Here is an 11,467-nt window from a genome sequence, read left to right as displayed (position 1 = left end):
AAGGGGCACCTATATTCTGTTCTTTAAAGATCAAGTCCTTAATTAGGCTTTCACGAATACAGTTTTGATCGTTGTGAAAAATTCAATGGCTGCCTGTCCCTGTTCCCGAGAATGTGAGCTTGATTGCTTCATACCTCCAAATGGTGCTTGATATTCAACCCCTGCTGTTTCTGCGTTGACCTTGACCAATCCCGCCTCGATATCTTTAATGAACTCAAGAATATTCCCGATATTTTTCGTATAGATCGAAGCGCTCAACCCGTATTCTGTATCGTTGGCTAGTTCAATTGCCTCTTCGACGCTTTCTACTTGAATCAACGCCAACACAGGTCCAAAAATTTCTTCACGGGCAATCGTCATATGGAGTTCTACGTCTTCAAAAATTGTTGGCTCGACATAAAAACCGTTGGCCAGTTCGCCTTCCGTACATCTATTCCCCCCATAAATCAATTTGGCGCCTTCAGCTTTTCCCTTTTCAATATAGGATAAAACCGTATTAAGTTGCGATTCACTGGCGCATGGCCCCATCCACGTGTCAGCATCTATGCCATTCCCGATCTTTAGCTGTTTTACCCGTTCAAGAAGTTTTTCTTTAAACAGTTCATACACTTCTCGCTCAATAAAAACACGGCTTGTAGCTGTACATTTTTGCCCCGTTGAACGCAATCCACCGCTGATCGTCCCTTCAACTGCGAGATCCAAATCGGCATCTTTGGCCACAATGACCGGGTTTTTGCCACCCATCTCGAGCTGATATTTGGCTCCGCGCTCAAATGCCGCTCTCCCGACTTGTTTTCCAACTGTGTTGGAACCGGTAAAGGTGACGCCATCAATATCTGGATGGTTCGCGATCCCTTGACCAATAACGGATCCAGAACCGCACACCATATTGACGACTCCTTTCGGGAAGCCCGCTTCGTGGAAACATTCGATCACTTTCGCCGCTGTCACCGCTGTTTCGCTTGCTGGTTTGAGCACGACTGTATTTCCATACACAAGCGCCGGCGCCATTTTCCAGATCGGAATCGCCACCGGAAAATTCCACGGCGAAATGACCCCAACGACCCCAAGAGGAACACGGGTCGTAAACAGAAGACCCTCACTGTCGCTCGAGGGTATCACATCACCGATTTTTCGTGCCCCTTCTCCTGCATAGTAACGCAATATATGAACGCCTCTCATCGTCTCCGCTTTGGACTCGGCCAAAGTTTTTCCCATTTCCCTTGTCATCGTTTCAGCAATATCTTGAAGACGTTGTTCCAAAATATGGGCCGCTTTATACAAATACTCTCCTCTCTCGACTCCAGATCGTTTCCACCACAATTTTTGCGCCTGTTTGGCCGCAGCTACAGCCGCGTTTAAATCTTCCAACATCGAACGAGGAACATACCCGACAATGTCGTTTCGATTAGCTGGATTGACGCTTGGCTCAAATTTTTCTCCGACTGGGGCAACCCAAGTGCCATTAATGTAGTTTAAATACGTTTTAATTTCTGTTTGCACAGCCATCTTTTCTCCCACTCCCTCTTCTATTTAGTAACAGTTTGTTTTACCAACGATTTTACTGGATTAGATAACACCCCGATCCCAGGAACCTCAATTTCAATTCGATCCCCATCTTCAAGGGTAAACTGATTCGGCGGAACAATGCATGTTCCTGTCAATAATACCGTACCATCAAACACCTCATTGTCTCGGAGCAAAAAAGATACTAGCTCATCGTATCTTCTTCTCAACTGTCTTGTATTGGCACTTTCCTCAACAACAAGTTGGTCGTTGCGGTAAATGCGGCAAATAATTTGCAAGTTATACGGATCATCCACCGTCTCCGCTAAGCGGATGGCAGGGCCGATTACACATGAGTGCTTCCATATTTTTGCTTGCGGTAAATACAGCGGGTTTTCCCCCTCGATATCCCGGCAACTCATGTCGTTTCCGATCGTATAACCAATGATTTCACCTTCTCCTGTAATCACCAGTCCCAATTCCGGTTCAGGAATTTGCCAATTGGAATCACTGCGCAAGTAAATGGGAGCATTGGGGCCCACTGTACGAGCAGCAGTGGATTTAAAGAAGATTTCCGGCCTTTCTGCATCGTACACCCGATCATAGCACGTCTCTTGACCATCTATTTTTTCAGATGTTTCGTAGTTCCTCGCATCCCGGCTCTTCTCATATGTGACCCCAGAAGCCCATACTTCAGGAGCGACGATGGGAACGAGAAGATGCAATTCGGCTAATTCTTTTTTCATCCCCTGTTTCCCGCTGATTACAGTTTGAATGTAGCGAAAAACGGACAGTTGATTCTTTTTGGCTTCGTGTACGACATCCATTAAATCTGCAAACGGCAATGGGTATATAGTATGATCGTCTGTTAAGGCAGCCAATACGGTACGCGAATCTTCAATATACCGGATAATTCTCATAAGTCCTCTCCCTCTATTGTTTTATATTAAAAAACATGGTTTTATAATCCTGCCAAAAAAAGAAATCACACAGTTTAAACAGAAAGATGCCTATGCTGAACGTACCCCATTTCTCGTGAAATTTGTTCGGCAGCGTTTTGAAGCAAGCGAATTTCCTCATTAAGGACAACATCGTCCACTTTCGCGGAAGGCTGAGATATACTGATCGCTGCAATGACATTCCCCGAATGGTCATGGACAGGAACAGCGGCGCACGTAATGCCAGGCTCATTTTCCTCTCTATCTAAAGCATAACCGTTGTTCCGCACCCACTCGAGCTCCTGAAGGAATTCCTCCTCGCTTGCAATAGTATTGGCGGTGTGCCGTTTATACACATATCCTTGCAAAAGTTCCTTCAGCTCTTTCTCGTTTTTGAAAGCAACAAGCACCTTCCCGACTGCACTGCTGTGAATCGGGACCCTGCGTCCAATCCTAGAATACAACACTGTTCCTGATGTCCCTTCAACTTTGTCAATATAAATCCCTTCTTTTCCATCAAGAATTACTAAATGAACTGTGTTCCCCGTTTTAATGGAAAGATCAATTAAATGCTTTTTGGAAATAGAGCGGATGTCAAGATGACGAATGACGAGGTTTCCCCGCTCAAACAGCTTCATTCCTAATCGATATTTCCCATTCTCTGGGTTCTGCTCAATATAATGATGGTGCTGCAGCGTTTTCAACAGTGAATGCACCGTGCTTTTATGAAGCTGCATCCGCTCGCTGATATCAGTGATTTTTAGCTCTGTTTCGTATTCATCAAATAAGTCTAGAATACGGAGAGCACGATCAACTGCTTGAATTAATGGCAATGCTTTCACCCTCTTTGCTAGAATTCTTATGACCTGGACAACTGAGAAATTCGTCTTAACTTTATTATAATACAGGAGGGTGAAAGGCATAAATCACTTCAATCCTCCCGTTATGATCGTTTGACTGTAGGAAGGACAACATCCTTTTTGTAGTCATACACGGCCTCTTCGGCAATCGGCAGCGGAACAACTCCATGGGCGGCATCGGTATGCCCAATCAATCGGTTGCTCGCCGCAATCCGCCGTTGGCGCTTGCGCATCGCCGCCACGCGTTGGTTGGCAATTTCCGTTCTTTCCTGCTTGATCGATTCAAACTCGAACCGTAGAGTTCCATTTCGGAACGCCAATTCATTGACAAATTCGATTCTCCGCTCACGAAGGCCAATGTAGAGAAGATCCCCCGTTTTTAAATACAAAATGCCTCCGCCGCGGATGGCTTCCGGCGTCATATGTCCGATGGCCGCTCCATACGTGACACCCGAATATCGTCCATCGCTAATTAAAGTCGCGATTCGTTTCAATTGCCGATTTGCGTTAATATGTTGCATCGGAGTAAACATTTCCGGCATTCCGAACGCCTCTGGCCCCTGGCCGGAGATCACAACCGCGATTTTCAGCGCCCCTTCCCTTGCCATCGCATCAAACAGGTCGTCATATTCATGATCTTTCAATGGCTCAAACAAATGCGGCGCGTTATGTTTCAAGGCAGCGAGCAAGCTTTGATGGTGAAAACAGCGGTTTTGTTTGATTTTTTCCAATAAATGAACATCAAGCAGCCCCTCGTTGGCATCGTCTTCGTTCTCGTAATACAGGACAAAGGCGACTTTCTTGTCAAACTCGTCAATTTGCCTTGTCGCCATGCCGCTGATTTTCACCACTGCACTTTCAAAGAAGTTGCCTGACAACACGTCGACCCCGCTAAACGGACGTCTCGGTTTGGATAAGATGACCGGATTGTGCTCGACGTTTTGCGCCGACAGCTGCGCTTGGTTGACAGACAGTCGTTCCCGCCATGTCGTTCCGGTTACCGTCGGAGCATCCACATCCATCGGCACCCCATTGTTCATCAGTTCATGGAATACTGTTTCCATTCCCCGGATCTTCCCGCTGCAACACTGAACAGCCAGTGCGAAAATGTCTCTTCCTTCCGTTAAACTATAGTCAAATAAATCCGGCACCGGCACTTCATGGTGGATGCGATCATACTCCCACAGGTCGAACTGATAGCCCCCATAAAGCATAGCCGCCACAATATGCATCATAATGTTCGTCGATCCGCCGGTGGCGCTGTGGATGCGAATCGCGTTTTTGATGTTGGCCGCCATAATATTGGCCACTCCATACACCGGATCATTCATTAAATGGGCGAGGCTGTCCAACGCCATATTTATTTGTTCCTGCGTCGGCGGGGCGGCGAGCAATTCCAAGGCGGGATGAATCAATCCCAATCCGGCGATCAAATGCCGGGAGCTGTTGCCGGTTCCGTTAAAGGCGCAAACGCCTCCTTGGCTGTCGCAGGTCGCTACCGCCAACCGTTTTTCATAGTCTTCGTGCTGCTCTTTCGTGATGAGCCCTTTTCCTCTCGCCCGTTCGAGCACCCCTTGAAACGCCGTGTTGGAAGAGCACTGCAAAATATACGCGAGCGCATCCCGCAAGTCATGGGCAATGTCTTCTTCCCCGGCAAGTTCCGCCCGTCGGGCGACTTCTTCCAGCTCGGCATACAACTTAGGCGGAATCGTCCCGCCTTTTAATACATGGGCTGGCGCAAATGTCGCGAAGAACGGCGGCTCTCCCCGCTCCCGACGGACGCGGTCAAGATGGGCCAACGCGCTGACTACGCCAAGCGGCTGCTTGTCACACCCTTGAATGACAAACGCCCCGTGGTAGCTGTGCGCTTCCAGTTGGTTTACAATCATTTGCGCCACGGCGTTGCGGCTTTGCAGCGAATAGCTCATTCCTTGGTTGCTTTGCGCCGTCCCGTCGCACATCACCGGTGTCGAAAATTGAAACGGCACACCGCCATTTTGCCAAATGCGAATGGCTGCCCGGGCAATCGTTTGAAAATCCATGATATGCGCAGGATGATCCGGCGATCCCCCTATAATCGCAATCCGAGGGGCGTTATGGTGCAGCCGATCGTAGATTTCCTCTAATGTCCAGTCTGGCTGCACTCCTTTTAACTCAGAAGCTAAAATTTGTTTTGAACGGTCCAACAAACCAGCAACACATATCGGCTCATTGGCCTTTCCTTGAACATTGTCGCGATATGGGTTAACCTGACTCTCAATTCGCGGATAAGCAACCGCTGGCATTATAAATCTCCCCTTATCCCCATGTTTGTTCGCTCGAAAAATCCATTTCCATCGGCGATGACAAAATCTCAATCCCTTCCGTTTGGAGCGCTTCATCTAAAAGACTTTCGGAAATCCAAATTTCCCGAAGCGCCAATGTATTTTCGATTCTGACCATTCTCACTTTTTTTAGATCAAACGCATTGCACGTTTTAATTGCCGCTTTGACTGCCAGCTCTTCTGTTTCCAAAAACATCGGCAACTTGACAACAGAAACGACAGTGCTTGTCAAGGCGTTTGCAAACCCTTTTTCCCAAATGATCTGTTCTTTCACTTTCTTAGTTGTGATATCGGCTAAGCCAATTCCATTAGCATTGCCATCTGTTTTTTCTGACAACCCCAGTACAACAATTCGTGTGACATCCGGGCCGCCGCTTGCATAAGGGGTCGCATACCTTCCTGTAATGTTTGGATCCATCCCGTCGCCGGAAATATCTTTCCCGATTTCATCGACGACAAGCACATCGATTGGATTAAACATGATTCTCGGCATGAGCGATTTTGCTTCAACCAATAATTCTGGTTCCACCGTTTCAAACTGCTCGGCCGGAATCGCCACGATTTTAGCCGGACGGTCGTACGCATTTTCCAACACAGCGACACCAAAAATAATCGGCGCCTGTTGAATGACAATCTTCGCCATATCTATTACGTGTCGAGCCATGTATTTGAAGCTATATTGATGGGCCGCTTCAGCCCCTTTTTGCTTACCAAGCCCGATCGTGATCATTTTCATTAATCCACTTTCTACCGGGCCTCGAAACGCTGTATGAGGCTTAACTCGATTGATAACAATAATTTTGTCTGCCTCATAAGCGTGTTTGTCTATGTAGACCGGCAACCCGTTACCCAGCCTTCCAACTTCAACAACATCCATATTCGAGCGAATCGGCGCCCCAACAAATTCTTCTTTCACCCCTAAATGAACGAGCACCTCTTTCTGTCCTTCCGCCGTCGCTCCCCCGTGGCTCCCCATCGCCGGCACGATAAACGGGATGCCTCCCGCTTGTTTTACGGCATTTACGACTTCCCGGACAATTATCGGGATATCGGCAATGCCTCGGCTTCCAACGGCAATAGCGACTTGATCGCCTGGAGAAATCCGTTTCAAAACACCTGCCTGATTGATGCTTTGATGAACTGCTTTAGGGACATCAGCAATTTCAGGAGCGTAAAAATTTTGCCTTACCTTTATCATTTTAGGAATAGGAATATTTTTGAGCATATCATGAATGATTTTCATCTGTATCTTCCCTCGATCTCTAATTGATCGCTTAATCCTCAATGCATTTCGGAAGGAAGAGGGCAAACGCTCATTGCCCCCTTCTTTCAACTGTCGGCATATTGTTTTCACTGCCGCACTTTATCTAATTCGCTGTACAGTTCATTGACAAGGTCTTCGCCAAATTCTTTCGCGTATTTCTCAACGACAGGTTTAATGATTTCAGCCATTTTTTCACGTTCCTGATCGCTGACTTCATTGATGTTTATACCTGTCTTTTTCAACTCTTCTAATGCCTTTTGATCTTCTTCCCGACTCAGTTGACGTTGATATTTTCCAGCTTCGATTGCAGCCTCTTGTAAAATCTTTTGTTCTTCCGGCGATAACTGATCCCAAAACTTCTTGCTGACGAGGAATACGAATGGAGTGTAAACGTGCTTGGTTAAGCTCAAATATTTTTGCACTTCGTAAAATTTATTTGACTTAATCGTTGCCAATGGATTTTCTTGACCATCAATAGTGTTGCTTTCCAGTGCTGTGAACACTTCTGAAAAAGGCATCGGTGTCGGATTGGCGCCAAGCGCTTTAAACGCATCAATATGCACTTCGTTTTGCATCGTCCGCAACTTCAATCCTTTAAAATCGCCGGCTGTCTTGATGGCGTGTTTGCTGTTTGTTACGTTCCGAAATCCGTTTTCCCAGTAACCAAGCCCAATCAACCCGTGCTCTGGCAACTTTTCCAACAGTTTTTTTCCAATCGGCCCATCTAAAATAGCATCGGTTTCTTCAGGTGTATTAAAAAGGAACGGAAAATCGAAAATGCCAAACTCCTTAATCATTCCAACAAGCGGCGAAGTCGATGGAATTGTAATTTCCTGAGTCCCGCCTTGAAGTGCCTCGGTCATTTTCAAGTCGTCACCCAAAGTAGCACTGAAGTATGTTTGAACTTTGAGTTTGCCGCCGCTTTTTTGCTCGACGATTTCCTTGAACTTAAGCAAACCTTGTCCTTGAGGATGGTCTTCGTTCAGGCCAATTCCGGCTTTAATCACTCGTGATTGAATTCCTTTCGATTCGTTCTTGCCAGCATCCCCTCCTTGAGTCGTTCCTGAACTGCACGCGGTCAGGAAAAGCAAGCCCATAGCTATGCAGCCGGTCATTATCTTTCGGATCACATTTCTTTTTTTCATAGCCCTCGCAACCCCCTTAATATTTAATAGGAATATTCATCAACTGCCCGTAAACCACCCAAGCGGCACAGTCACAAGAGACGGAAAGAAAATCAACAAAAGCAACAGAAGCGTCTCCACCAGCAAAAACGGCCAAACTCCTTTCATGATGTCTTCCATGTTGATTTTCGCCACCGAGCGCCATGACCCCTAACAGCGACCCGATAAAAACGACCAACGCCATTTACCGCTCACCTCCAGCGGCGCCTTGCGTTCGCCCGTGCGCCCATTCTGCCGCTTCGTGCTCGACGGGAGCGGCCGCCATGATTTCTTCTTCCGATTCTTTCATTTTCGTCAGCTCCTCAATTGCCCCGGGGCGAAACAGCGCCTGATACAAATGGTACAAAATGATGAGGCCCATGCCGATGCTGACGACAAGCCCGGTCCCGTAAATGAACGCCATCGGCAGACCGGTGGCCGGGGCTCGGCTTCCGACGCTGCTGAGCGTAATTTTCCAGCTTCCGTCCAACAGTAAATAAAGCACATACAGCACGATGACATTGCTGATAACAAATACGATGCGCTTAGCACCGGTCGGCAGTTTTCTTACCAATGTGTCGACGCCTAGATGGTCATTGTCCTTCAAAGCACCAATGGCTCCAAGAAACGACATCCAAATGAAGAGAAAGCGCGACATTTCTTCCGACCAGGTGATACCGGAGTTAAACCCATAGCGGAGCACGACGTTGCCGAATACCAAAATGCACATGAAAGCAAGCGTCGCGGCCATCAATACATTCAGAGCGCCATCCAAAAATTTCCCTGCCTTTTTGAACAATTCCATCACCCTTTTGACTTTTGGCTTATCTTATTTATTCCGCCTCTGCTTTGATTCTCTTATACAAGTCTTCAGCCCAGTCATATTTTTTGAACAGCTCGTCATACAGCGGCTGTACAGCTTTTTCCATCTGCTTCACAAACTCATCGCTAGGAGTGGTGAATTTAATCCCATGCTCTTGCAAAAAATTCTTGTCTTCTTCGTAACTTTTTTCCATCAGCTCAAATTCATAGTTGGCTGCCTCTTTAGCTGCTTCTTGAATAATTTTCCGTTGTTCGTCCGTCAAGCTGTCCCAAAACTTTTTATTGACCACATACACATTCGGGCTAAACATATGCTTTGACTCCAATACATCTGTTTGAACTTCGTACCACCCGGAAGCCCGCAATGTCGCAATTGGGTTGTCTTGCCCGTCTACCACTTTTTGCTCTAAAGCAGTGAACACTTCCGAAATCGGCAATGGGGTCACGTTAGCTCCCAACAATTTTCCAATCGTAATATAGTTCGGGATATTAGGCATCCGCAGGCGCAATCCTTTAAAATCGTCGATTGAGTCGATCGTTCTATTTGAAGAAAACATCCGGAACCCATTTGCACTCCACGCCAGCGGAACAACACCATGTTTCGCCTCAAGCTCTGCAGTAATTTCTTTCCCGATCGGACCATTCAACACTTTTTTAACATGTTCAAAATCTTTGAATAAGAACGGCCATTCAGGAACTCCCATTTTGGGGATGTCATTTTGCATAATCAACCCCGGAATCCCCATCTCAATCGTGCCATTGCGAACACCGTTGTAAAACTCCTGCTCTGCACCTAAAGCACTATTAGGATAAATCTCGACCTTAAGACTGCCGCCGGATTTCTCCTCAACAATCTTTTTAAACTTTTCACGCAACGCAACATTTTGTGGGTGACTTTCGGCAAAATAATTGGCCACCTTGATTACCCTAGTTCCACCCGCTTTTCCTCCGACCGTTGATTTGGATCCGGAACTCCCACAACCGGAAAGTAACAGAAGCAACAGGGATAAGACAGCAGCAAAAACTGCCATTCGTCTCATGATACTATCAACTCCTTTTGCAACACTGTTCTTATATCAGAGAAAATGGAGGGTTAACTACTACTACTAAGATGGATATTAAGCGCTTTCAGAAAGCACTTTCAAAAGACAAGCTTCTGAACTCGCTTCTAAACGTTGGAAGATGCCTGTTTAAAAAACTAACATTGTGTGGTTTGATATAGTAGAACTTAGTTTTGAAAAACAGTAAAAAATTAAAAACATCCAATCGAATTTGTTTTATATTATAAAACAATGTTTATTAATGTAGTTAATCAGGCCTGATATTTTTATGTTAATCAAAATTTTCCGAACAGTCAATATAAAATAATGAAATTTGCCCTTATTTCTGTACAATGGCGCTGTTTATTTCAACAAAGGCAAATAAAAGTCCTCCTAAACACAATCAACAGCCATAAAAAATGCCATCCTCCCGACGCAAACCTTATCTTCGGGAGAACGGCTCGTTGGCCTGTTACGCCAAAACCCCCTCAATCTTCTCCAGCACCTCATCACTGAGCACGACATCGACCGCCTTGACGTTTTCTTCGACTTGTTCCGGGCGGCTGGCGCCAATTAAGGCGCTGGCGACGTTCGGCTGGCGCAGCACCCAGGCGAGGGCGAGCTGGGACAACGTAATGCCAAGCTCAGCGGCGACTTTTTCGAGCTGTTCGACTTTCGCCAACACGTCATCATTCAGCAGCCGCTGAATAAAGGCGTTCGCCTTCGGGTCGGCGGCGCGGCTGTCCGCTGGCGGTTGTTGGCCGCGCTTGTATTTGCCGGTCAGCACCCCTTGCGCGAGCGGCGAGAAGACGATTTGACTGATGCCGTTTTGTTCGCACACCGGGATGACTTCCTTTTCAATATAGCGGTGGAACATGTTGTATTGCGGCTGATTGACGACGATCCGGTCGAGCAGGTAGCGGTCGGCCACGCCGAGCGCCTCTTGAATTTGCTGGGCCGTCCATTCGCTCACGCCGACATACAGCACTTTTCCTTGGCGGACGAGGTCGTCGATCGTACGCAACGTCTCATCGACCGGCGTTTCTTTGTCATAGCGGTGGCAATAGTAGATATCGACATAATCCAGTTGCAGCCGCTTTAAGCTCGCATGGAGCTGTTCAAACACATGCTTGCGCGACAGGCCGCGGTCGTTCGGTCCGTCGCCCATCGGCCAAAACACTTTCGTCGCGATGACATACGATTCGCGCGGATATTTGCGCAGCGCCTCGCCGACGATCTTTTCCGCTTCCCCGCGCGCGTAGACGTTCGCCGTGTCAAACGAGTTGATGCCAAGTTCGTACGCCTTGTCAATGACGCGGATCGCGGTTTCTTTTTCTACCGAATTTCCATATGTAAGCCAGCTGCCTAAACTAATCTCACTGACTTTCAGCCCCGTGCGGCCGAGTTTTCGATACTTCATTTGCGTTTTCCTCTCCTTTCAGCGGCCATCAATGCCAAATTCTTCATGTCCCATTATAATCCTCGACTGCGGATTTGCAAAGACATTTGCCTTACTATTCAAAAAACGGCTTCCGTCTCTTTGCCTCCAT

Annotated in this window: 9 protein-coding genes and 1 pseudogene; all 10 read right to left on the bottom strand. The window is 47.0% G+C overall.

Annotated features, from left to right (window positions below):
- Positions 1–42: 42 nt before the first annotated feature.
- Complete coding sequence (gucD, locus tag B9L19_RS08550) at positions 43–1,509, bottom strand: alpha-ketoglutaric semialdehyde dehydrogenase GucD (RefSeq protein WP_047753003.1); 1,467 nt, start codon at positions 1,507–1,509, stop codon at positions 43–45.
- 20 nt (positions 1,510–1,529) lie between these two features.
- Entirely contained in the window at positions 1,530–2,426 is an 897-nt protein-coding gene (locus tag B9L19_RS08545) for a fumarylacetoacetate hydrolase family protein (protein WP_047753002.1), read from the bottom strand.
- A gap of 74 nt (positions 2,427–2,500) precedes the next feature.
- Positions 2,501–3,277: an IclR family transcriptional regulator gene (locus B9L19_RS08540; RefSeq protein WP_047753016.1), complete on the bottom strand. Its 777-nt coding sequence runs from the start codon at positions 3,275–3,277 to the stop codon at positions 2,501–2,503.
- A 110-nt stretch (positions 3,278–3,387) separates the two neighbouring features.
- Positions 3,388–5,589: a dihydroxy-acid dehydratase domain-containing protein gene (locus B9L19_RS08535; protein ID WP_047753001.1), complete on the bottom strand. Its 2,202-nt coding sequence runs from the start codon at positions 5,587–5,589 to the stop codon at positions 3,388–3,390.
- A 13-nt stretch (positions 5,590–5,602) separates the two neighbouring features.
- A complete protein-coding gene (locus B9L19_RS08530) occupies positions 5,603–6,871 on the bottom strand; it encodes a nickel pincer cofactor-dependent isomerase, group 22 (protein ID WP_047753000.1) in 1,269 nt (422 codons plus the stop codon).
- A 107-nt stretch (positions 6,872–6,978) separates the two neighbouring features.
- Positions 6,979–8,037, bottom strand: coding sequence for a TRAP transporter substrate-binding protein (locus B9L19_RS08525; protein WP_047752999.1), 1,059 nt, complete (start codon positions 8,035–8,037; stop codon positions 6,979–6,981).
- A gap of 39 nt (positions 8,038–8,076) precedes the next feature.
- Positions 8,077–8,211, bottom strand: a pseudogene (locus B9L19_RS19555) (L-dehydroascorbate transporter large permease subunit); the annotation flags it as partial.
- A gap of 49 nt (positions 8,212–8,260) precedes the next feature.
- Positions 8,261–8,860 carry a TRAP transporter small permease gene (locus B9L19_RS08515; protein WP_047752997.1) on the bottom strand — a complete coding sequence of 200 codons (600 nt, stop codon included), beginning with the start codon at positions 8,858–8,860 and terminating at the stop codon, positions 8,261–8,263.
- A 28-nt stretch (positions 8,861–8,888) separates the two neighbouring features.
- Complete coding sequence (locus tag B9L19_RS08510) at positions 8,889–9,917, bottom strand: TRAP transporter substrate-binding protein (protein WP_047752996.1); 1,029 nt, start codon at positions 9,915–9,917, stop codon at positions 8,889–8,891.
- A gap of 472 nt (positions 9,918–10,389) precedes the next feature.
- Positions 10,390–11,337 carry an aldo/keto reductase family protein gene (locus B9L19_RS08505; protein WP_025950840.1) on the bottom strand — a complete coding sequence of 316 codons (948 nt, stop codon included), beginning with the start codon at positions 11,335–11,337 and terminating at the stop codon, positions 10,390–10,392.
- Between the last annotated feature and the right edge of the window lie 130 nt (positions 11,338–11,467).

Origin of the sequence: Geobacillus thermocatenulatus, assembly GCF_002217655.1 — a bacterium.
GTDB lineage: Bacteria > Bacillota > Bacilli > Bacillales > Anoxybacillaceae > Geobacillus > Geobacillus thermocatenulatus.
The sequence above is the reverse complement of the archived record's forward strand: the minus strand, read 5'-3'. Positions and strand labels throughout refer to the sequence as shown.